Genomic DNA, 22,747 nt, shown 5'->3' on the forward strand with positions numbered 1-22,747 from the left:
TTCATCACATTGAGCGGGACTGGTGGACCCCCACCCCCAACCCCTCCCCGCAAGGGGGAGGGGAGCGCACCGACGGCTTGGCGAGATTGCGGCTCGCTTGATCGAGCGAGGTAATTCGATCGCCTACGGCTTCGCCGGCGCCGGCGGCCCGTACACCTCGCGCCCCGCCGCGGGCTCCGTCTTCTCCCGATCGCCCGCGAGCACGCGCTGCACCGAGACGAAGAACACCGGCACCATCAGCAGCGCCAGGATCACCACCGCGATCATGCCGCCCATCACGTTGGTGCCGAGCGCCTGCTGGCTGGCGCCGCCGGCGCCCGTCGCCATCGACATCGGCAGCACGCCGCAGACGAAGGCGAGGCCGGTCATGATGATCGGGCGGAAACGCAAGGAGCAGGCCTCGATCGTCGCCGCGACCAGCGGCTTGCCGTGGGCGCGCAGATCCTTGGCGAACTCGATGATCAGGATCGCGTCCTTTGCGGCGAGGCCGATGATGGTGATCAGCGCCACCGTGAAGTACACGTCGTTCGACAGGCCGCGCAGATTGGCGGCGACGACGGCGCCGAGGATGCCGAGCGGCACCGTCAGCAGCACCGCGAGCGGAATCGTCCAGCTCTCGTACAGCGCGGCCAGACACAGGAACACGACCAGCGCCGACAGGCCGAGCAGCAGCGGCGCCTGCGAGCCCGACAGCTTCTCCTGCAGCGACTGTCCGGTCCATTCATAGCCGAAGCCGCGCGGCAACTTGCCAGCGAGCCGCTCCATCTCCTTGAGCGCATCGCCCGAGGTGTAGCCCGGCTTGGCCTCGCCGGAGATGCGGATCGCCGGATAGTAGTTGAAGCCGGCGATCTGGGTCGGTCCCTTGGCCCATTGGATGGTCGCGAACGACGAGAACGGCACCAATTGTCCCTTGGCGTTCTTGACGCTGTAGTTGAGGATGTCGTCCGCGTTCATGCGGCTGATGCGGTCGGCCTGCACCACGACGCGCTGCATGCGGCCGCGGTTCGGGAAGTCGTTGACGTAGGTAGAGCCGAGATTGGTCGAGATCGTGTTGTTGATGTCCTCGAAGGTGACGCCGAAGGCGCCGGCCTTCTCGCGGTCGATCATCAGATTGACCTGGGGACCCTGCGGCAGGCCTTCGATGAAGACCTTCTGCAGCACCTGGCTGGCATTGGCCTCGGCGATCAGCTGGTCGGCGGCCGCGGTCAGCGCGGCATAGCCCTTCTGGCCGCGGTCCTGCAGGCGGAAGCTGAAGCCGGAGGAGTTGCCGAGATTGTCGATCGGCGGCGGCTGCAGCGCGGTGATCTTGGCGTCGCGCAAGCCGGCGAGATCGCGGTTGATGTCGGCGACCAGCGCCGCGGCGCTGTCATGCTTGCCGCGCTCCGACCAGTCCTTCAGCGAGATGAAGGCCTGGGCGGTGTTGACGCCCTGGCCGGCATAGCTGAAGCCGGTCAGGAAGGTGACGTCCTCGATGCCCGCGCGCTTGGCGAGATACTTCTCGACCGCCTCCACCGCGGCCTGCGTCCGCGCGTAGGACGAGTCCGCCGGCGTCTGCACGTCCGTCGTGATGAAGCCCTGGTCGTCGACCGGCAGGAAGCCGCCGGGCAACTGGATGAAGGCGAAGGTCAGCCCGACCAGGAAGATCGCATAGATCAGCATCAGCCGGCCGGTGCGCTTCAGCGCGCCGCCGACCACGCCGGTGTAGCGGTTGCGGCTGTTGTCCATGAAGCGGTTGAACCAGCCGAACAGGCCCTTCTTCGCGTGACCGTGACCGGCCGTGACCGGCTTGAGCAGGGTCGCGCACAGCGCCGGCGTCAGCGACAGCGCCAGCAGCGCCGAGAAGCCGATCGCCGCCACCATGGTAACCGAGAACTGCCGGTAGATGATGCCGACCGAGCCGGGGAAGAACGCCATCGGCACGAACACCGCCATCAGCACCAGCGTGATGCCGATGATCGCGCCGGTGATCTGGCCCATCGCCTTGCGCGTCGCCTCCTTCGGCGACAGCCCCTCCTCGGTCATGATGCGCTCGACGTTCTCGACCACGACGATGGCGTCGTCGACGAGGATGCCGACCGCGAGCACCATGCCGAACATCGTCAGCATGTTGATGGAGTAGCCGACCAGCATCAAGGTGGCGCAGGTGCCGAGCAGCGCCACGGGCACCACGATGGTCGGAATGATGGTGTAGCGGATGTTCTGCAGGAACAGGAACATCACCACGAACACCAGCACGACGGCTTCGACCAGGGTCATCAGCACCCGCTTGATCGAGGCCTTCACCACCGGCGTGATGTCGTAGGGAATCTCATAGGTGATGTTGGAGGGGAAGAAGCGCGACAGCTCCTTCATCTTGGCCTCGACCGCACCAGCGGTCGCCAGCGCATTGCCGGTCGGCGACAGCAGCACCGAGAGACCGGCGGTCGGCTTGCCGTTGAGGCGGGTGTTGAACTGATAGCTGAGGCCGCCGATCTCGACGCGCGCGACGTCGCGCAGCCGCACCGTCGAGCCGTCGGGGTTGGCGCGCAGGATGATCGCGCTGAACTCGTCGGGTGAATCGAGCTGGCCCTTGACCAGCACCAGCGCCGAGGTGCGCTGCGAGGTCGTCGCGGGCTCGGCGCCGATGCTGCCGGAGGCGACCTGCGCGTTCTGGGCGCCGATCGCCTTGGTGACGTCGTCGGCGGTCAGACCGTAGCCGATCAGCTTGGCCGGATCGAGCCAGACGCGCAGCGAGCGCTCGGTCGAATACAGCGTGGCACGGCCGACGCCGGGGATGCGCCGGATTTCGCCGAGCACGTTGCGGATCATGAAGTCGCCGAGGCCGACCTCGTCGAGGCTGCCGTCGGTCGACTGCAGGGTGATGATTTGCAGCACCGCGGCGGAGGCTTCCTCGACCAGGATGCCCTGCTGGATGACGGCGCGCGGCAGCCGCGCCTCGACACGCTTGAGGCGGTTCTGCACCTCGACCGAGGCATCGTTGGTCGACGTGCCCGGCACGAAGTTGGCGGTGATCTCGACCTGGCCGAGCGAGTCGCTGGTGGATTCGAAATTGAGGATGCCGGAGGCGCCGTTGAGCTCCTCCTCGATCAGCCGCGTCACGCTGTTGTAGAGGTTCTCGGGCGACGCGCCGGGATAGCTGGTCGAGATCGAGATCGAGGGCGGCGCGATGATCGGATATTGCGCCACCGCCAGCAGCGGGATCGCGATCGCGCCGATCAGGCAGATGAACAGCGCGACCACCCAGGCGAAGATCGGCCTGTCGATGAAGAAGCTCGGCATGGCGACTTACCGCGACGTCGACTTCGATTCGAGCTGCGTCGCGGCGCTGACCTCGGTCCAGACCTGCGGCGCGACCCTGTCGCCGGCGGCAAACTTCTGGAAGCCGTCGACCACGACCTTGTCGCCGGCGCGCAGGCCGTCGGTGATCAGCACCAGGCCATCTTGGATCGGACCGGTGCGGATCGGCCTCGCGATCGCGCGGTTGTCGTCGCGGATGACGTAGACCTCGGAGCCGCCGGCCGCATTGCGCTGCACCGCCTGCTGCGGCACGCCGACGGAGTCGCTGTCAATGCCCTGCTCGATGCGGACGCGGACATACATGCCCGGCAGCAGCTCGCGCTTCGGATTGGCGAACTCGCCGCGCAGGGTGACCTGACCAGTGGCGGCATCGACCTTGGCGTCGGAGAACAGCAGCTTGCCCGGGATCGAGTACGGCGTGCCGTCGTCGAGCACGAGACGGACCTTGATCGCGTCGGGCGAGATCTGGTCGAGATCGCCGGACTCGAACGCGCGGCGCAGGCGGTTCAGCTCGCTCACAGACTGGGTGAAGTCGGCATAGATCGGGTCGAGCTGCTGGATCGTGACCAGCGAGGTCTCGTTCTGGACCGCGATGGCGCCTTCGCTCACCTGGGCCGCACCGACGATACCGTCGATCGGCGCGCGCACGGTCGCGTAGTCGAGATTGAGCTGGGCGCGCGCGAGATCGGCCTTGCGGGCCTCGATATCGGCCGCAGCCTCACGTTCCGACGAGATCGCCTTCTCGTTCTCGACGGCTGGCGCCGCGCGCTCCTTGAACAGCTGCGCGATGCGGTTCGCCTGCTGCACGGCGCGCTCATGCACCGCTTCGGCCTTGGCCAGCGCCGCACGGCTCGACAGGATCTCGACCTCGAAGGGTCGCGGATCGATCCGATAGAGCGGATCACCCGCCTTGACCTCGCTGCCCTGACGGAACAGCCGCTCGACGACGATGCCCGAGACGCGCGGGCGCACGTCGGAGACGCGGGTCGGCGCGATGCGGCCGGGCAGCTCGCGCACGATCGCGCGCGCCTTCTGCTCGACGGTCACGATGCCGACCTCGGGGATGACGATCTGCTCATTGGCGGAGGCCTGAGCCTGGATGGGGTCGTTGCAGCCGGCCAGCAGCGGCGCGGCGGCCGCGAGCATCAATGCACTGCTGACCAGCGACGCGCGAAAACGAGACATGAGTGGAGGAGCCCCCTCGATGATGATGAAAACCAGTCGACCGGATGACCCAGTCATGGCGCCATTCTGGCGCTCGCCTTGCGTGCAACATAGAAAACAGCTGCTGCGACGCAACGCGGAACCTGGGCGGCTTGATGTCACACGAACTACGTAGCTGATAGATTTAGCTTTTTCGCGACTCACCTGATTGTGAGCGCTTTGTGGCAACAAGTTCCGGGCAGGTTCCGCAGAGCGAAACGCGAATCCCATGACGGCGCTGCGGCATCCCGCCGCAGCGAACAAATTAGTTGGCCGGCCGCAGACGGTAATGGCTGACGCCCCATTCGCGGCCTTCGTCATGGCCGAACAGACCCGCGGTGGCGAGGAAGAACCAGCGCCAGCGGCGCATCCACAGCGTCGCGTCGTCGCCATAGACGGGCTGCAGCACCTGCAGGATGCGGTCGCGGTCGGCGTCGAAATTGGCGAGCCAGTCCCGCGCCGTGCGCTGATAATGCGTGCCGCTCCAACGCCATTCTTTCTCGACCGCGAACAGATCGTCGTACTGCCGGATCAGCCCGTGGCTCGGCATGATGCCGCCGGTGAAGAAGTGCTGCGCGATCCAATCCTCGCGATCGTTGCGGTCGAACAGGTAGGATGCGGTGCGATGGGTGAAGATGTGCATGAACAGCCGGCCATCCGGCAGGAGCCATGCCCGGACCCGCGACAGCAGCTCGCGCCAGTTCATCATGTGCTCGAACATCTCCACCGAGACGATGCGATCGAACCGCGCGTCGGGAGCGAACCCGTTCATGTCGGCGGTGACGACCCGCAAATTGAGCAGGCCGCGCGCGGCCGCCATCTCCTCGATGGCGCGGCGCTGCGAATGTGAGTTGGAGACCGCCGTGATCTTCGCACGCGGGAACTGCCGGGCCATGAACAGCGACAGCGAGCCCCAGCCGCAGCCGAGCTCCAGAATGCTCTGGCCGTCCTGCAGATCGGCATTGGCGACGGTCTGGCGCAGCGCCTCCTCCTCCGCCTCCTGCAGGGTCGAGACCGGCTCCTTGTAGAAGCAGCAGGAATATTTGCGGTTCGGCCCTAGCACGCGGGCGAAGAACGCCGCCGGCACCTCGTAGTGCTGGCTGTTCGCCGCGTCGGTATGCTCGGCGATCGGCCGCGTCGTCAGCAGGCGGGCGAACTCTGCGTCGCCCATCGCATCGGCCCCGCCGAGCCGCGCCGCCGTGCGCGTGCACAATTCGGAGATCGCCGAGCGTATGACGGCATCGGGCAGCGGCACACGCTCGGCGGCGCCGATGATGGTCGAGATGAAGCTCATGCTGTGGCTCCGTTACTTCGCAAAGTGATTTGGCGGCAGGGGAAAGAACGCGCTGGTGCGCGCCTGGTAGGCCCGGTAGCGATCGCCGCGCGAGCGCAGCATCTGCTGCTCCAGCGGCGGGATGCCGGTGACGTGGACCAGGATCCAATACATGAACAGCGGCGCGAGCAGGCTGGCGAAGCCCCACGGGTGGTCGAACGACAGCGCGATGACCGGGTAGGACAGCCAGCACACCCATTCGAAGAAATAGTTGGGATGGCGCGACCAGCGCCACAGGCCGACGTCGCACACCTTGCCCTTGTTGGCGGGATCGGCACGGAACGCCTTGAGCTGAGCGTCGGCGACGCCCTCGCCGGCGATCCCTGCGAACAGCACGAGGATGCCGAGATAGTCCTGCAGCCGCAGCTCGGCGGCCGGCGCATGGGCGGCGACGAACATCGCGAACACCAGCGGGATCGAGCCCCAGGCCTGCTGCTGCAGGAACAGGAACATCTTTCGCGGTGCGGCCGCGCCCCATTGCCGGGCAAACTCCGCGTAGCGCGGGTCGTCAGAGATGCCGCGGCTGCGCGCCGCAACATGGCCGCCGAGCCGCAGCGACCAGACCGCTACCAGCACCGCGACCAGCCATTGCCGCGCGTTGGGGGCGGCGCCGCCGGCGGGCCAGATCGCGCCGGCGGCGCCGACCAGCCCGACGGAAAACGTCCAGATGGTGTCGACCCAGCCGGAGTTGCCGCTGCGCTGCTGCACGACCCAGGCGAGCCCCATCAGCACCGACATCGCCACGGCCATCGCCAGCAGCGCTTGCAGATATTCAACGACGGTCATGACAAAGCCAGGGCGTTCCCGCTAGATATGAGCCACGGGACTAACTACGCCGCGGGTGCCCGCCGGTTTCAGCCATAGTTCCGCGCAGGGGACGGGATTGCGCCGATCGCGGCTTTTTTCCCGCTGCTGCTGTGCCATAGTGGATTTCAGGGACCGGTCCCCGCAACGGATGTCATCGACAATGCCTCAAGGCTCCCCCTCCCGCTCCGCGATGGACGTCGAACGGACCAAGCTGTCCACGCCCCGGATCTTCCTGGTGCGGATGCTGGTCTTCCTGGTGCTGTGCGCCCTGGTCGGCGTCGTGCTCTACAAGCAGATCGTCATGGCGTTCTTCGCCAATCCCGGCCTCAACGCCCTGATCGGGGCCGTGCTGCTGATCGGCGTCATCCTGTCGTTCCGACAGGTGGTCCGGCTCTATCCGGAAGTGTCCTGGGTCAACAATTTCCGCATCGCCGATCCCGGCCTGGCGGTGCCTCGCCACCCGGTCCTGCTGGCGCCGATGGCGGCCATCCTCGGCCGCGAGCGCTCGGGGCGGATGTCGATCTCACAGCAGACCATGCGCCATCTGCTCGACTCGATCGCGACCCGGCTGGACGAGGCCCGCGACATCTCGCGCTACATGACCGGCCTTCTGGTGTTCCTGGGCCTGCTCGGCACGTTCTGGGGCCTGATCGAGACGGTCGGCTCGGTCGGCAAGGTGATCGAAGGGCTGAAGGTCGGCGGCGACGCCGGTGCGCTGTTCGACACGCTGAAGGGCGGCCTTGCCGCGCCGCTGGGCGGCATGGGCATCTCGTTCTCGTCCTCGCTATTCGGCCTCGCCGGCTCGCTGATCCTCGGCTTCCTCGACCTGCAATCGAGCCAGGCGCAGAACCGCTTCTATACCGACCTGGAGGACTGGCTCGCCAGCACCGTGCGGGAATATGGCGGCAGCGGCGACACCGGTGCCGACCTCTCGGTTGCCATCGAGCGGCTGCGCACCGCCATGGAAGAAGGCTCCAACCGCGGCGCCACCGCGGCGATGGCCAACCTCGCCGAGGCGATCCAGGGCCTGGTCGGGCACATGCGCACCGAGCAGCAGATGATCCGCGAATGGGCCGACGGCCAGGGCGAGCAGAACCGCGAGATCAAGCGGCTGCTGGAGCGGCTGGCGCGGCAGACGGAGAAGAGTTGAGCTGCTCCGTCGGCCGGCCCAGGCCGAACTACTAGACGAGCTAGGAGACGCTGAATGGCGCTTGCCCGTACCCGCCGCGGAGATTCCGGCCTCAACTACTGGCCGGGCTTCGTTGACGCGCTGTCGACGCTGGTGCTGTCGATCGTGTTCCTGCTGACCGTGTTCCTGGTGGTGCAGTTCTTCCTGTCGCAGGAGGTCACCGGCAAGGACAAGGCGCTGGAGCAGCTCAACGCCAAGATCGCGCAGCTCAACGAGATGCTGTCCCTGGAGAAGCTCGGCAAGCTCTCGCTGGACGACCAGGTTGCGCAGCTGCGCGCCGGGCTCGCGAACGCCGAGGCCGAGCGCGACCGCGTCAAGGGCCTCTATGACGGGCTCGCCAATGCCGGCAGCAATGCCGCCGGCCGCGCCAACGAGCTCAACCGGGCGCTCGACTCCGAGAAGCAGGTCACGGCGCGGGCGCTGGCCCAGATCGAGGTGCTCAACCAGCAGATCAGCGCACTGCGCCGCCAGCTCGCCGCGCTCGAGGATGCGCTCGATGCCTCGGAGAAGCGCGACAAGGAATCGCAGAGCCGCATCGCCGATCTCGGCTCGCGCCTCAACGTCGCGCTGGCACAGCGGGTGCAGGAGCTGACCCGGTACCGCTCGGAGTTCTTCGGCCGGCTGCGCGCCATCCTCGGCAACCGTCCCGACATCCGCGTCGTCGGCGACCGCTTCGTGTTCCAGTCGGAGGTGTTCTTCGACACCGGACAGGCCACCCTGCTGCCCGAGGGCCAGCAGGAGCTGAACTCGGTGGCGACCGCGCTGGTCGACCTCGACAAGCAGATCCCCGCAGAGATCTCCTGGGTGCTGCGGGTCGACGGCCACACCGACGTTCGTCCGATCAACAGCCCGGTGTTCAAGTCGAACTGGGAATTGTCCTCGGCGCGCGCCATCTCGGTGGTGCAATATCTGATCTCGCTCGGCGTACCGGCCCAGCGCCTGGTCGCGGCGGGCTTCGCCGAATTCCAGCCGCTCGATCCTGCGAACACCGAGGAAGCGTTCCGCCGCAACCGGCGTATCGAGCTGAAGCTGACGGAGCGGTGACGTCGAACTCCACCCTGCGCCCCTATCGCGCCGAGGACGAGGACGCGGCGATCGCGCTGTGGCGGGAGACGTGGCAGCTCGCCTATCCCGCCATCGATTTTGCCGCGCGCGCTGCGTGGTGGCGCGAGCGCTGGCGCAATGAGCTGGTGCCGAACGCAGAGGTGATCGTCGCCGAGACGGAGGGGACGCTCGCCGGCTTCGTGACGATCGACGCAACAGGCTATCTCGATCAGCTCGTGGTCTCGCCCCAACATTGGGGCTCGCCGCTCGCCACGCAGCTGGTCGATGCCGCCAAGCAGAAATCTCCTGGAGGCATCACGCTGCTGGTCAACAAGGATAACGTTCGCGCGATCAGCTTCTACAGGCGCAACGGCTTCGTCGATGCCGGCGAGGACGTCAACCCGACCTCGGGCCGTCCCGTGCTGCGGATGGCGTGGACGCCTTAGTCGCCGCGACGGGCCGCATCACGGTCACATCAACGATGTCGTCCCGAACGACCGGGCGCAGCAAGGGCAGATCCGGCACCCATACTCCGCAGCAGACGTTTTGAAGGACGCGGCCACGGGCATTTGCCCGTCAAATATCGGGCTGGGGTTATGGGCCCCTGCTTTCGCAGGGGCGACACCGAGTGTGGGGTGGCCAGCAACTACACGCCGCGGAACAGCACGCCGATGGTCAGCACCACGAAGGCAATCGCCAGCGCATCGAAGGCGTGCGCTGCCGACAGCAGCGGCACCGACGCGTGCATGTAGTGCGCGAGCATCGCGACGAGCGCGAGCACCAGCGCGATCGCGAAGATGACGAACGAGGGTGGGGTGAGGGCAAAACTGCCACGACGATAAGGCATGCGCGTTGCTCCTGTGCGGTTGGGCGCGCAGCAGGACGGCGCGCCATCTGTTCCGGCAGGGAACGTATAAAGCGGGAGAAAGGTTGCAGGGTCGGGAACAAGAATTCCGAGAGTGTTGCCGCTCATCCACGGTGTTGCCGAAACTACACGCCCTCGAATTGCAACCGCGCCAGCCGCGCATAGAGGCCGTTGGCCGCAACCAGCGACGTGTGCGTGCCCTGCTCGACGATGCGGCCGCGGTCCATGACCAGGATGCGGTCGCAGGACAGCACCGTCGCAAGACGATGCGCGATCACCAGCGTGGTCCGGTCCTTCATCAGCCCCTCGAGCGCGGTCTGCACCAGCGTCTCGCTCTCGGCGTCGAGTGCAGAGGTCGCCTCGTCGAGCAGCAGCAGCGGCGCATCGCGCAGGATGGCGCGCGCGATCGCGATGCGCTGGCGCTGGCCGCCCGAGAGCGTGACGCCGCGCTCGCCGAGCGAGGTGTCGAAGCCATCCGGCAAGCGGCGGATGAATTCGCTGGCATGAGCGAGATCGGCGGCGCGCTCGACCTCGGCGTCGGTCGCCTCGGGCCGGCCGAAGCGGATGTTCTCGCGCGCGCTTGTCGCGAACACCACGGATTCCTGCGGCACCAGCGCGATGCGCTCGCGCATCCTGCGCGGATCGGCCGCGCGCACCGGCACGCCGTCGCACGAGATCGAGCCGGAGGCGGGATCGTAGAAGCGCAGCAGAAGATGGAACAGCGTGCTCTTGCCGGCGCCGGAGGGGCCGACGATCGCGACCTTCTCGCCGGCGCTGATCGCAAACGAGACGTCATCGAGGACGCGGACGTCGGGGCGGCTCGGATAGGCGAAGCTGACGTGGTCGAAGCCGAGGTCGCCGCGCGCCGGCTCCGGCATCGGGCGCGGCTGCGCGGGCGCCGTGATCTCCGGCTGCACATGCAACAGCTCGAACAGCCGCTCGGCCGCGCCGGAGGCTGCCGACACTTCGCCCCAGACCTCCGAGAGCTGGCCGAGACCGGCGGCGGCAAAGGCCGCGTAGAGCACGAACTGACCGAGCCGGCCGGCGCTGATCGCGCCGGTCAACACGTCGTGCGAGCCGACCCAGAGGATCGCGACCACGCTGGAGAAGACGATGAAAATGATGATCGCGGTGAGCACGCCGCGCGCCTGGGTCGAGACCCGCGCCGCCTCGTAGGCCTGCTCGACCTCGCCGCCGAAACGCGCCGCAGCGAGCTTCTCGCTGGTATAGGCCTGCACGGTCCTGATCGAACCGATCAGCTCGGACGCATAGGCCGAGGCGTCGGCGAGCGTGTCCTGGGCGTTGCGCGACAGCCGCCGGACCCAGCGCCCGAACGCCACCAGCGGCAGCACGATCAGCGGGATCGCCAGCAGCACGAAGCCGGACAGCTTCGGGCTCGTGATCACCATCATCGCGGTGGCGCCGATGAACAGCAGCAGATTGCGCAGCGCGATCGACACGGAGGCGCCCGCCGCCGATTTGATCTGGGTGGTGTCGGCGGTGAGCCGCGACACCAGCTCGCCGGAGCGGGCGGAATCGAAGAAGGACGGTGACAGCGACATCAGATGCGCGAACACGTCGCGCCGGAGATCGGCGACGATGCGCTCGCCGATCGTCATGACGAGGTAGTAGCGGGCGGCGCTTGCCAACGCGAGCACCGCCACGACGGCGATCATGACGCTGAAATAGCTGTTGATCAGCTCGATGCCCTTCGGCGTGAAGCCGAAATCGATCATCCGGCGGACCGCGATCGGCACCAGCAAGGTGGTCAGGGCCGCCACCGTCAGCGCGATCAGCGCCAGGAAGGCGCGGCCGCGATAGCGCAGGACATAGGGAGACAGCGCCAGCAGCGGGCGCAGCTTCGAGCGCCGCACAGGGCTTGCCGGCTCCGCCAATGCCTCGACGGCCGCAACGGCATCTCCGACCGGATCCTGCCCTGGGGCAGCGCCCTGCCGTTCGTCAAGCCGTTCCACTGCGCTCATGGGCCACCTGAGAATTCTTCCAAATACCGATCTGCCGTCCTGATAGGCCTGCCGGGCCGGGCTTGGCAAATCCGGAAACGTACCAAGGTGTTCAACCGCGACCTTGGCTTGTTTTGGGCAGAACCTTGGGCTATAGAGCCGGCCAATTGTCCCCCTTCAGTGACGACAGGATCAGGCGCGGCCGCGCCGCATCATGTCCTCGCATCGTGCCGCAGGATCAGCCATGAAAGCCGACATTCACCCGAATTATCATACGATTACGGTCGTGATGACCGATGGCACCGAGTACCAGACCCGCTCGACCTGGGGCAAAGAGGGCGACAAGCTCAACCTCGACATCGACCCCAAGTCGCACCCGGCCTGGACCGGCGGCACCCAGCAGATCATGGATCGCGGCGGCCGCGTCTCGCGCTTCCAGAAGAAGTTCCAGGGCTTCCTCAAGAAGGATTGATCCCTTCTTGCCCTCGGCACCGGCCATCCCGGCCTGCGCCTGAAGGACAGCTCACAGCAAAAACGCCCCCGGAAACGGGGGCGTTTTTGTTTCTGGGCTGGTCGCAACGAGACCTCCGGCTGGGGGAGCGGCCCGGCAGGGCCGCCCGATGCCGCGGCCTACTGCTCGAACGCAGCCTTCAGCCGATTGAGATGCGGGACCAGCGGATTGCCGATCGCGCTCTGGTCCGGCGGCGGGGAGTGAATGGTCGAGTCGAGCCGGCGGACCCGCACCTGAAGGCTCATCGAGCGCGAGATCAGGCTCTGCAGCTGCTGCGGCAGCTTCTCCAGCAGATCATCCGGCCCGGGATCTGCGGCGGTCAGCTTGACCTTGGTCTTCTCGCGGTTGGCCTGGCTCAGGGTCATCTCGCCCTCCTTCACCGCACGGTGCAGGAGCAGCCAGGACGCCAGCTGCATCAGGCGGGTGGTGAGGCGCATGCTCTCGGTGGCGTAGGTCAGGCTGACGGCGCGGTCGAGCGCCTTGGCCTCGTTGCGGCCGTCGCCATCGAGATAGGCGGCGGTCTCCTCGACCAGATCCATGCCTTCCCGGAACAGCGCGCCGAATGCAGCAGAATTGGTGAGCCGCTCGTTGAACTGAACCAGAGCGCCATCGCTCAGCAAACGGTCCGACATGGTTAACGCCTCTTAAACGCGACTGTTTACGCAACCCGGCAACGACGCCGGTATGATGAACAAATCATTGCGCGGCCGGTTTCGAGAGTCCAGCAGCAACGCCTTTTATGGTTTCCACGGCGTGGGCCATGCCGTGCCCTCGTACCATTTGCGACTGCGACACGGCCGTTTCAGGCCGAGTCGCACGATCAGCTCAACTAGCAACCATGATCACGGCAATAGTTTGCAGTCGTCGAAGGAGGATCGTCACGCCTGCCGCGGCGCACGGGATTTTCGCGCGCGACCTGCTGGCGACCGAAGACCGGCACGGGCGTAATGAGCCGGCACGACGTTCGTCCCACGATCGCCGCCTGCGCATGGGGGAGCGCGCCACGGGCGACCGCCCGGTTCGCCCCGCTCGGTGCGGGCGCAAAAAAAGAGCCGCCGTTTCCGGCGGCTTTGAAGTTGATAACAGGGAGGCGTCAAACAGAGTGGACAGGAGCCACTCGGTGTCCAAACGAGGACGGTTCCGGTTGTAAACGCGAAAGCTTAATCAACCGTAAATGGCGAAAATTTTTCAATCTTCGTTAGCCATGTCGGCCACTGGCCGACCGTGTTTCCACGGCCGCGAGGCTCACGACTTGAAGATGCTGGCGGCGGCATCACGCGAGGCGCGCTTTTTCGCCACCGCCTGCTCGATGCGCTCGATCTCGGCGCGGAGCAGCGCCACCCGGCTGGTCAGTTCCTCGACCGACAGCATCGACAGATCCTGCCCGATCTCGTGCGAAACGGCCTTGCGCGGCCGGTCGTCGTCCTCGTTGGCCATCTCACCCTCCTCCCGGTTGCCAGCCATGCCCCGGCTGGCTTAAGCACGCGGCAGCATCGCTTTCAGCCCTCGCCGAAGGATTTCTCATGGAACAGCTGCCCGCGCAAATGACCGTGGTCGCCATCAGCCAGCCGGGCGGACCCGAGGTGCTCAAGCCGGAAACCCGGCCCGTCCCCAAGCCGGGCCCCGGCGAGATCCTGATCAAGGTGAAGGCCGCCGGCGTTAACCGTCCCGACGTCGCCCAGCGCTCCGGCAGCTACCCGCCGCCGCCGGGCGCCAGCGACCTGCCCGGGCTGGAAGTGGCCGGGGAGGTCGTGGCGCTCGGCGAGGGCGCGGTCCGGCACAAGCTCGGCGACACCGTGATGTCCCTGGTCGCCGGCGGCGGCTATGCGCAATATTGCATCGCACAAGATGCGCAGGCGATGACGGTCCCCTCCTCACTCTCCATTCTGGAGGCCGGCGCCCTGCCCGAGACCCTGATGACGGTCTGGCACAACGTATTCGAGCGCGGCGGTCTGAAGGCGGGTGAGACCCTGCTGATCCATGGCGGCTCTTCGGGCATCGGCACCATGGCGATCCAGCTCGCCACGGCATTCGGCGCCAAGGTGCTGGTCACCGTCGGCTCGCAGGACAAGGCCGACGCCTGCGTCAAGCTCGGCGCCATCAGAGCCATCAACTACAAGACGGAGGACTTCGTCGCCGTGGTCAAGGAGGCGACTGGCGGCAAGGGTGCCGACGTCATCCTGGACATGGTCGGCGGCGACTACATCGAGCGCAACTACGACGCCGCGGCGATCGATGGCCGTATCGTCCAGATCGCCTTCCTCGCCAGCCCCAAGGCGTCAGTCAATTTCGTCAAGCTGATGGTGAAGCGCCTGACCCATACCGGATCCACGCTGCGCCCGCGCAGCAACGCCGACAAGGCTGCGATGGTGGCGGCGATCGAGGCCAAGGTGATGCCGTTCCTGCGCGAGGGCCGCATCAAGCCGCTGATGGACTCGACCTTTCCCCTCGTGGACGCCGCGAAAGCGCATGCACGCATGGAGACCAGCCAACATATTGGCAAAATTGTGTTGGAAATCTAGGCGCAGTCTAAACAGAGCGTGTTTGGAAACTCTTTGATTCTCCTCGCTTTCGTGCCAATGATCGCGCACATCTGAACCGTGCCTGGAACGGCTCCAATTAGCCCGGCGACGACCTCTTTCGATTTGGCTTGTTTCGCTTTGGATTGGTGTCGAACGCGGAGATTTGACATTGCGTCTGATCAGGTGCCTCGCGTCGTTGGCGGCGCTGGGCCTCGTGATGTGTGGTGCCGCTGCCCCCGCTCAGGCCGTTGACGCCGTCAGCGTTCGCAGCGACGCGCCTGCGATCGACCTCACGGGCATCCTCGATCATCAGCGCAGCGAGAACGACCGCATCCAGGTCTCGACCGCGCCCGGCACCGACGGCATCGTCCGCCGCATCGAGGTGCGGGCCCGCGAGGGCGGCCAGAACTGGATCGTGTTCGCGCTGGCCAACAACACCGACGACCAGCTCGACCGCCTGATCGTGGCACCGCACTACCGCGTGGTCGGCTCCGGCGTGTTGTGGCCAGATCTCGGCCTGTCGCGCATCGCCACCATCACGCCCTCGGTCGGCGACCTGCCGGAGCGGCAGGAGAGCCCGACCGCCGACGTCTTCCGCGTCACCCTCGATCCCGGCTCGGTCGTCACCTTCGTGGCCGAGCTGCGCACCGACAAGCTGCCGCAGCTCTATCTGTGGGAGCCCGAGGCCTACAAGGACAAGGTCAACTCGTTCACGCTGTACCAGGGCATCGTGATCGGCATCTCCGGACTTCTCGCCCTCGTTCTCACGATCCTGTTCGTGGTCAAGGGCAGCATCATGTTTCCGGCGGCCGCGGCGCTGGCCTGGGCGGTGCTGGTCTATATCGGCGTCGATTTCGGCTTCTGGGGCAAGGTCCTGGACATGTCGAACAATGCCGAGCGCGTCTGGCGCGCGGCCGGCGAGGCGATCCTCGCCGCGACCCTGCTGGTGTTCCTGTTCGCTTATCTCAACCTGTCGCGATGGCACGTTCGCTACTCGCACATCACGCTGGGCTGGCTGTTCTTCTTAGGCTCGCTGGTCGCGGTGGCGCTGTTCGACCCGGCGGTGGCCTCGGGCATCGCGCGCATGTCGCTGCTGCTGATCGCCGTGCTCGGCTTTGCGCTGATCGTCTATCTCTCCAGCCACGGCTTCGACCGCGCGGTGCTGCTGATCCCGACCTGGTTCCTGCTCACGGTGTGGGTCGCCGCCGCCGGCATGACGGTCGCGGGCCAGGTCACCAACGACATCGTCGGTCCGGCCCTGCTCGGCGGCCTGGTGCTGATCGTGATGCTGATCGGCTTCACGGTGATGCAGCACGCCTTCGCCGGCGGCGGCGCCACCACCGGCATCGTCTCCGACGTCGAACGCCGCGCGCTGGCGCTGGCCGGCTCCGGCGATTTGATCTGGGACTGGGACGTCTCCGCCGACAAGGTGTTCACCAGCCCGGAGACCGAGAGCCTGCTCGGCCTCAAGCGCGGCACGCTGGAAGGCCCGGCCGCCAAATGGCTCGAGGTGCTGCATCCGCTCGATCAGGACCGCTTCCGCGCCGCGCTCGACAGTGTCCTCGACCAGCGCCGCGGCCGTCTGGTGCAGGACTTCCGGCTGCGCACGCCCGACGGCCATTTCATGTGGTTCGCGCTGAAGGCGCGCCCCGTGGTCGGCTCGGACGGCGAGGTCTCGCGCGTCGTCGGCACGCTGACCGACGTCACGGAGTTCAAGAATGCCGAGGAGCGCCTGCTCCACGACAGCGTGCACGACAACCTGACCGGCCTGCCCAACCGCAAGCTGTTCATCGATCGTCTTGCCGCCGTCGCCAATTTCGCCAAGTCGATGCCGGCCATGCGGCCGACCCTGATGGTGATCGATCTCGACCGCTTCAAGCAGGTCAACGACTCCGTCGGCATCGCGGTCGGCGATTCCATCCTGCTGACCCTGGCGCGGCGGCTGTCGCGCATCCTCAAGCCCCAGGACACGCTGGCGCGGCTGGCCGGCGATCAGTTCGGCCTGATCCTCTTGTCGGAGCAGGACCCCGCCCGCATCACCGCGTTCGCCGAGACCATCCGCAAGACCATCCGCGCGCCGATCGCCTTCAACGAGCGCGAGATCTTCCTGACCGCCTCGATCGGGCTCGCACTGTCCGATCCGCAGACGCAGCTGTCGGAGGACATCATCAAGGATGCCGAGCTTGCGATGTATCACTCCAAGCGCATCGGCGGCGACCGCATCGACGTCTACAAGCCGGCGATGCGCGCGCGCAAGAACGACCGCCTGACGCTGGAGAGCGAGCTGCGCCGCTCGATCGAGCGCCAGGAGATCACGATCCTGTACCAGCCGATCGTGCGGCTGGAGGATCGCTCGGTCGCCGGCTTCGAGGCGCTCGCGCGCTGGGATCACCCCAAGCTCGGCCGGATGTCGCCGATCGAGTTCATCACCATCGCCGAGGAGATCGGCCTGATCGTCGATCTCGGCACCTTCGTGCTCGACCAGACCGCGCGGCAGCTCTCGGTGTGGCAGCGCGCAACGCGGCTGCGCGAGCCGATCTTCGCCAGCGTCAACGTCTCCTCGCGCCAGCTGCTCCGCCACGACCTGATCCACGACATCCGCTCGGTGCTGGCGCGCTCGTCGGTGGCACGCGGCTCGCTCAAGATCGAGCTGACGGAATCGCTCGTGATGGAAAACCCCGAGCACGCCGCGCAGATGCTGGCGCGCATCCGCGAGCTCGGCGTCGGCCTGTCGATCGACGATTTCGGCACCGGCCATTCGTCGCTGGCCTATCTGCAGCGCTTCCCGTTCGATACCTTGAAGATCGATCAGTCGTTCGTGCGCACCACGGCGCGCGGCACCCGTCCCGTGATCCTCAAATCGATCATCGCGCTGGCGCACGACCTCGGCATGGACGTGGTGGCCGAAGGCGCGGAGACCGACTCCGATGCCGTCGAGCTCTACCAGCTCGGCTGCGAATACGCCCAGGGCTACGCCTTCGGCGAGCCGATGGATGCCGATGCCGCGATGCGGCTGCTGACCGAAGAGCGGCTGGAAGCGGCGAGCTGAGGGCCGCAATGCATCCATGATGGCAACAGCCTCAGGATGCATCTTTCCTTTTGCCTCGTTTGAGGTAGAGTTACCACGGTACCGCGTAAAGGGTGCCGTGTGAGTGATGACCAATGCGTGCTTGCGGGGCAGAAGGCTCGCGACATGGCCCGTTCGCGACGAGCCTAGTCCGTCTCGAACTGCGACAGCGCGGTGAGCGCGCGGCGATAATTGTCGGCACCGAGCCGGCGTGCCACCCGCTTCTCGTGCGCGGCGACGAGTGCATTGGCCTTCTTCAGGATCAGGCGGCCACGCGGCGTCAGGCCGAGCGCATGGGCCCTGCGGTCGTGCGCGGAGCGTTCGCGCACGATCAGGCCGGCCTGCTGCAGGTCGTCGAGCAGCGCGACCATGCGCGCGCGCTCGATGCCCAGCGCGCCGGCGATCGCGATCTGCGCGGCGCCGGGATTGGCGGCGATCGTCTCCAGGATCGAATAGAGGATGACGTCGAGGTCGATCGTTGCGAGCGCGGCGTTGACGTCGCGGAAGATCCAGTGCTGCAGGCGGCGGACGAAATAGCCGAGATGGTTCTCGAGCTCACCGAGACCGATCCCGGACTCCCGGCTGGTTACGTCTCTCTGCGCTCCGGCGCTCGCGCTCTTGGGCATGCTGGCTCGCTGACATGAAGCATCCCTGCCTAGACCGATGCCGTCGCCAGGGCAAGCCGCCCCAATTGGTCACATCCACAATAATTGCAAAGTACAACCATTCTGTTAGTCTCGCGCTCAACGACTACACCATGGGAGGGAAACGCATGCCGTCAAAGACGACGACGGCTGCCTGCATTGCGACCGCAATGCGGCGGCAGATGGCACCCGATCGCGGCGCCTGCCGCGCGGCATCCTCCCTCCCCGCCTCCTCCCGCATTGCGGCTTCCGCGATCACGTCCGGCAGCCCGGAGACACGCCATGGCTGATGCAGAACGCCGCGCCTCCGAGCCTGCGATGTTCGCCGAGCCGTCGATCGAGGCTGTCAGGCGCGACGACGGCACGATCATCCTGCGCTCGCGCATGCCGCTGCAGCCGGCCGCGCGCTGCACCGGCGAATGGCTGGAGCATTGGGGCCGCCATTTCCCGGATCGCACGTTCCTGGCCGAACGCCGTGGCGACAACTGGACCTGGCTCACCTACGGCGAAACATTGATGCAGGTCCGCGCCGCCGCGGCCTGGATGCTCGCCCAGGGCCTGGGTCCCGAGCGTCCGCTCGCGATCCTCTCCGACAACAGCATCGCCCATGCCGTGCTGGCGCTCGCCGCGCAACATGTCGGTGTCCCCGTCTGCGCGATCTCGCCGGCCTATTCGCTGATGTCGACGGATCACGAGAAGCTGCGTGCGATGATCCGTCTGCTCGATCCAGGCGCCATCTTCGTCGCGCAGCGCGAGCCGTTCGCGCGCGCGCTCGCCGCCATCGACGGCCTGCACCGGGCAACGATCATCGCCGGCGATGGCGATGGAACGAGCGCGGTGCCGCTGCAGACCCTGCTCGCGACGAAGCCAGGCGCCGAGGTCGACCGCGCCTTTGCCGCCGTCACGCCGGACACGGTGGCCAAGCTGCTGTTCACCTCGGGCTCGACCGGGCAGCCGAAAGCGGTGATCAACACGCACCGGATGCTGACCATGAGCCAGCAGGCCAAGGCGCAGCTCTGGACGTTCCTGCGCGAGGTCGAGGGCGGCCCCGTCATCGTCGACTGGCTGCCATGGAGTCACACCTTCGGCGCCAACCACAATTTCAACCTGGTGCTGAGCCACGGCGGGTCGATCTACATCGACGGCGGCAAGCCGGCGCCCGGCCTGTTCGAGACGTCGCTCGCCAATCTACGCAGCCTGGTGCCGACGATCTATTTCAACGTCCCGCGCGGCTTCGACATGCTGGTCGCCGCACTCAGGGCCGATGACGATCTGCGCCGCAGATTTTTCTCCGGCGTGAGGTGCATCCTCTATGCGGCCGCGGCCCTGCCGCAAAATCTGTGGGATGCGCTCAATGAGATGAGCCGGGCCACGATCGGCCGTCCTGCACCGCTGGTGTCGGCGTGGGGCGCCACCGAGACATCGCCGCTCGCGACCGACTGCCACTTCTTCGCCGAGCGCGCCGGCAACATCGGCGTGCCCATCCCCGGCACCGAGCTCAAGCTGGTGCCGACCGGCGAGAAGCTCGAAGTCCGCGTGCGCGGGCCGAACGTGATGCCGGGCTATTGGAAGGCGCCCGAGCTCACGGCCGCGGCTTTCGACGAGGAGGGCTTCTACAAGATCGGCGACGCCGTGAAGCTCGCCGATCCCGAACATCCGGAGCGCGGCTTGTTCTTCGACGGCCGCATCACCGAGGATTTCAAGCTGAGCTCCGGGACATGGGTGAACGTCGGCGCGCTACGCGTCGCCGGCATCGCGGCGCTAGCACCATTGGCGCAGGATATCGTGATCGCCGGCCACGGCACCGACGAGGTGCACTTTCTCGTCGTGCCCAACATCGCAGCGTGCCGCAGCGCTGCTGGGCTGGCCGAGACGGTCCCGGCCAGCGACGTTCTGGCGCATCCGTCGGTGCGCACCGCCATCGCGCGAGGATTGGCCAGGCTTCGCACTGAGGCGGTCGGCTCGTCGCGCTATGCGAGCCGTGCGCTGTTGATGGCGGAGCCGCCCTTGCTCGATGCCGGCGAGATCACCGACAAGGGCTATATCAACCAGCGCGCGGTGCTCAGCCGCCGCGCCGATCTGGTCGCACGACTGAAGGATGAAACCGCGACCGAGCTGATCAGGCCCGACATGTCCTGATCCGGAACTACACGACTACTCGACTCACTCACAAAATGTCGCACGTATAATTACGGAAACGCCTCGCGAATACGGCAATTAGCTACCAGTCACACTTAACCGGGCATCAACTGCGAATCCTTAAAATGGCTTGCATCTAGCTCCCTCATTTGTCCGGACCGCCCCATGGCCAAGCCGCGTTTCTCTCTCGCCCTCCGCATCTACGCGATCATCGGCCTGTCATTCTGTGGACTGGTCGGGCTCGCCGCAACGCAGAGCCAGAACCTCGAGACCGCTCTCAAGGATCAGCGGCAGAGCGAGCTGAGCCATCTGGCACAGACGGCAGTCAGCATCGCCCGCGAGGAATATGACGCGATCGCGCGCGACAAGGTGGCGCCCGAGGTCGCGCAGAAGAAGGCGGCCGAGCGAATCGGCAAGCTGCGCTACGGCAGCGGCGACTATTTCTGGATCAACGACATGGGTCCGAAGATGGTCATGCATCCGATCAAGCCGGAGCTGAATGGCCAGAACCTCGCTGACAACAAGGACCCGACCGGCAAGCGGCTGTTCGTCGAAATGGTCGATGTCGTCAAGCGTCAGGGCGCCGGCGTCGTCGACTACATGTGGCCGAAGCCCGGCAAGGATGCGCCGCAGCCGAAGATGTCCTATGTCGCCGGCTTCGAGCCCTGGGGCTGGATCATCGGCACCGGTGTCTATGTCGACGATCTCGAAGCCCAGATGTGGGAGAGCAAGCGCAGCGTGTTCATTGCCGCCATGCTGGTGATGCTGATCATCGGATCGATCACGCTGATCATCGCGCGGCGGATGTCATCGGCGCTGGCCGCGATGAGCGGCGCGCTGACCGAGCTCGGCAACGGAAACTTCGACATCAAGCTGCCGGGTCAGAACCGCAGCGACGAGCTCGGCGACATGGCGCGCTCGATCGAGCAGTTCAGGCAGAAGACCGAGGAGAAGGCGCGGCAGACCGCGATGCTCGAAGACGAGCAGCGCCAGGTCGCCGAGCGCATCAAGACCAGGGCGCTGCAGGAGATGGCCGAAGCCGTCGAGCAGGCCGCCAGCAACGCGGTCGGCGAGGTCGCGCAGGGCACCGGCCACATGGCCGACAATGCCAAGTCGATGACCGACAGTGCGCTGACGCTGGAGCGCAACTCGAGCAGCGTTGCGGCAGCGGCCGAGCAGGCTCTCGCTACCACCCAGACGGTCGCCAAGGCGTCCGCCCAGCTCGCCGCCTCGATCTCGCAGATCTCCAGCCAGGTCAGCTCGTCGCGCGAGCTCACGCGCAAGGCCGTCGCCGCCTCGTCCGATGCCCAGGCCACCATCGCGAAGCTGTCGGAGGCCGCCGACAAGGTCGGCGCCGTGACCAGTCTGATCAGCGAGATCGCCGGCCAGACCAATCTGCTGGCGCTGAACGCCACCATCGAGGCCGCCCGGGCCGGCGATGCCGGCCGTGGCTTTGCGGTCGTCGCCTCCGAGGTCAAATCGCTCGCCGAGCAGACCGCCAAGGCGACCAGCGAGATCGCGCAGCAGATTGCCGAGATTCAGGACTCGACGCGCGCCTCGGTGACCTCGATCGGGGCGATCGGCGAAGTCATCCGCAACGTCGAAGCCGTATCCTCCGGCATTGCCGATGCGATCCAGGCGCAGAACGGTGTGACCATCGAGATTTCGCGCACGGTCGAAGAGACGTCCGCCGCCGCGCGCGAGGTCGCGAGCCAGATCGCCGAGGTCTCGCGCGAGGCCAGCGAGGCCGGTCGGCGCTCGACCGACATCCGCGACGGCTCGACCGTTGTCGCCGACAAGGTACAGCGACTGCGCACAGAGCTGGTGCGGGTGATCCGGACCTCGACAGCCGACGTCGACCGCCGGCTGTCGACGCGGCTCAACATCAATCGCCCGGGCACGCTGCAGGTGAACGGCGAAGCGATCCCCGTCACCGTGCGCAACCTCTCGCTCGGCGGCGCCCTGCTCGAAGCCGTTCCGGTTCGTCTGACGATGAACACGTCGGTGACGCTTGCCATCACCGGCATGGTGTCCGATCTGCCGGGGACCGTGACCCGCGTCGGCGACCGCACCGCGCTGGTGCAGTTCGCACTGAACCCGGAGCAATCGGCGCGGCTGACGGCGCTGGTCTCGGACCGTCAGGCGGCGTAGCGCGCCGACCTCCG

General features: G+C 66.6%; 17 protein-coding genes. 8 read left to right on the forward strand and 9 right to left on the reverse strand.

All coding sequences use genetic code 11. From position 1 onward, the window contains the following. Nucleotides 1–123 precede the first annotated feature (123 nt). The 4 genes from ACQR1D_RS21985 to ACQR1D_RS22000 all read right to left on the reverse strand — a co-directional run bounded on the left by ACQR1D_RS21985 (nt 124) and on the right by ACQR1D_RS22000 (nt 6,619). Nucleotides 124–3,279, reverse strand: a complete 3,156-nt coding sequence (locus ACQR1D_RS21985) for a multidrug efflux RND transporter permease subunit (RefSeq protein WP_315804774.1) — start codon at nt 3,277–3,279, stop codon at nt 124–126. A 6-nt stretch (nt 3,280–3,285) separates the two neighbouring features. Beyond that, complete coding sequence (locus tag ACQR1D_RS21990; protein ID WP_315804844.1) at nt 3,286–4,482, reverse strand: efflux RND transporter periplasmic adaptor subunit; 1,197 nt, start codon at nt 4,480–4,482, stop codon at nt 3,286–3,288. Nucleotides 4,483–4,765: 283 nt separating this feature from the next. Then, nucleotides 4,766–5,794: an SAM-dependent methyltransferase gene (locus ACQR1D_RS21995; RefSeq protein ID WP_434838603.1), complete on the reverse strand. Its 1,029-nt coding sequence runs from the start codon at nt 5,792–5,794 to the stop codon at nt 4,766–4,768. 12 nt (nt 5,795–5,806) lie between these two features. After that, nucleotides 5,807–6,619 carry a DUF1295 domain-containing protein gene (locus ACQR1D_RS22000; protein WP_316238141.1) on the reverse strand — a complete coding sequence of 271 codons (813 nt, stop codon included), beginning with the start codon at nt 6,617–6,619 and terminating at the stop codon, nt 5,807–5,809. A gap of 181 nt (nt 6,620–6,800) precedes the next feature. Here ACQR1D_RS22000 and ACQR1D_RS22005 point away from each other — a divergent pair, with 181 nt between their 5' ends. The 3 genes from ACQR1D_RS22005 to ACQR1D_RS22015 are packed head-to-tail and all read left to right on the forward strand — an operon-like array spanning nt 6,801 to nt 9,319. Beyond that, a complete protein-coding gene (locus ACQR1D_RS22005; protein WP_316177317.1) occupies nt 6,801–7,790 on the forward strand; it encodes a flagellar motor protein MotA in 990 nt (329 codons plus the stop codon). 54 nt (nt 7,791–7,844) lie between these two features. Beyond that, entirely contained in the window at nt 7,845–8,873 is a 1,029-nt protein-coding gene (locus ACQR1D_RS22010; protein ID WP_315804770.1) for a peptidoglycan -binding protein, read from the forward strand. Further along, nucleotides 8,870–9,319, forward strand: coding sequence for a GNAT family N-acetyltransferase (locus ACQR1D_RS22015; protein WP_434838602.1), 450 nt, complete (start codon nt 8,870–8,872; stop codon nt 9,317–9,319). The genes ACQR1D_RS22010 and ACQR1D_RS22015 overlap by 4 nt, the downstream gene beginning before the upstream one ends. Nucleotides 9,320–9,519: 200 nt before the next feature. Here ACQR1D_RS22015 and ACQR1D_RS22020 read toward each other — a convergent pair whose 3' ends face one another. Beyond that, the gene (locus ACQR1D_RS22020; RefSeq protein ID WP_006614616.1) at nt 9,520–9,720 is read right to left on the reverse strand and encodes a hypothetical protein; all 201 of its coding nucleotides are present in this window, start codon (nt 9,718–9,720) and stop codon (nt 9,520–9,522) included. A 143-nt stretch (nt 9,721–9,863) separates the two neighbouring features. Next, nucleotides 9,864–11,720: an ABC transporter ATP-binding protein/permease gene (locus tag ACQR1D_RS22025; protein WP_316177315.1), complete on the reverse strand. Its 1,857-nt coding sequence runs from the start codon at nt 11,718–11,720 to the stop codon at nt 9,864–9,866. A 223-nt stretch (nt 11,721–11,943) separates the two neighbouring features. On the opposite strand from ACQR1D_RS22025, the gene rpmE reads away from it, so the two are divergent. After that, complete coding sequence (gene rpmE, locus ACQR1D_RS22030) at nt 11,944–12,171, forward strand: 50S ribosomal protein L31 (protein ID WP_012046762.1); 228 nt, start codon at nt 11,944–11,946, stop codon at nt 12,169–12,171. Nucleotides 12,172–12,329: 158 nt separating this feature from the next. Here rpmE and ACQR1D_RS22035 read toward each other — a convergent pair whose 3' ends face one another. Together ACQR1D_RS22035 and ACQR1D_RS22040 are read right to left on the reverse strand one after the other, a co-directional pair. Beyond that, nucleotides 12,330–12,842 (reverse strand): DUF1465 family protein, encoded by a 513-nt coding sequence (locus tag ACQR1D_RS22035; RefSeq protein ID WP_315804767.1) that lies wholly within the window; start codon nt 12,840–12,842, stop codon nt 12,330–12,332. 613 nt (nt 12,843–13,455) lie between these two features. Then, nucleotides 13,456–13,647 carry a DUF1192 domain-containing protein gene (locus ACQR1D_RS22040; RefSeq protein ID WP_315713892.1) on the reverse strand — a complete coding sequence of 64 codons (192 nt, stop codon included), beginning with the start codon at nt 13,645–13,647 and terminating at the stop codon, nt 13,456–13,458. A gap of 86 nt (nt 13,648–13,733) precedes the next feature. On the opposite strand from ACQR1D_RS22040, the gene ACQR1D_RS22045 reads away from it, so the two are divergent. Both ACQR1D_RS22045 and ACQR1D_RS22050 read left to right on the forward strand, forming a co-directional pair. Next, nucleotides 13,734–14,732, forward strand: coding sequence for an NAD(P)H-quinone oxidoreductase (locus tag ACQR1D_RS22045; protein ID WP_434838601.1), 999 nt, complete (start codon nt 13,734–13,736; stop codon nt 14,730–14,732). Between the two features lie 169 nt (nt 14,733–14,901). Then, nucleotides 14,902–17,781: an EAL domain-containing protein gene (locus ACQR1D_RS22050; RefSeq protein ID WP_315804765.1), complete on the forward strand. Its 2,880-nt coding sequence runs from the start codon at nt 14,902–14,904 to the stop codon at nt 17,779–17,781. 164 nt (nt 17,782–17,945) lie between these two features. Here ACQR1D_RS22050 and ACQR1D_RS22055 read toward each other — a convergent pair whose 3' ends face one another. Further along, nucleotides 17,946–18,425 carry a MarR family winged helix-turn-helix transcriptional regulator gene (locus tag ACQR1D_RS22055; protein WP_434838600.1) on the reverse strand — a complete coding sequence of 160 codons (480 nt, stop codon included), beginning with the start codon at nt 18,423–18,425 and terminating at the stop codon, nt 17,946–17,948. A gap of 300 nt (nt 18,426–18,725) precedes the next feature. Between ACQR1D_RS22055 and ACQR1D_RS22060 the strand changes: the two genes are divergently transcribed. After that, nucleotides 18,726–20,582 carry a feruloyl-CoA synthase gene (locus ACQR1D_RS22060; RefSeq protein ID WP_434838599.1) on the forward strand — a complete coding sequence of 619 codons (1,857 nt, stop codon included), beginning with the start codon at nt 18,726–18,728 and terminating at the stop codon, nt 20,580–20,582. 165 nt (nt 20,583–20,747) lie between these two features. Next, entirely contained in the window at nt 20,748–22,733 is a 1,986-nt protein-coding gene (locus tag ACQR1D_RS22065) for a cache domain-containing protein (protein WP_315804762.1), read from the forward strand. Nucleotides 22,734–22,747 lie beyond the last annotated feature (14 nt).

This window comes from Bradyrhizobium sp. HKCCYLRH2047, assembly GCF_051168175.1.
In the GTDB taxonomy this organism is placed as follows: domain Bacteria; phylum Pseudomonadota; class Alphaproteobacteria; order Rhizobiales; family Xanthobacteraceae; genus Bradyrhizobium.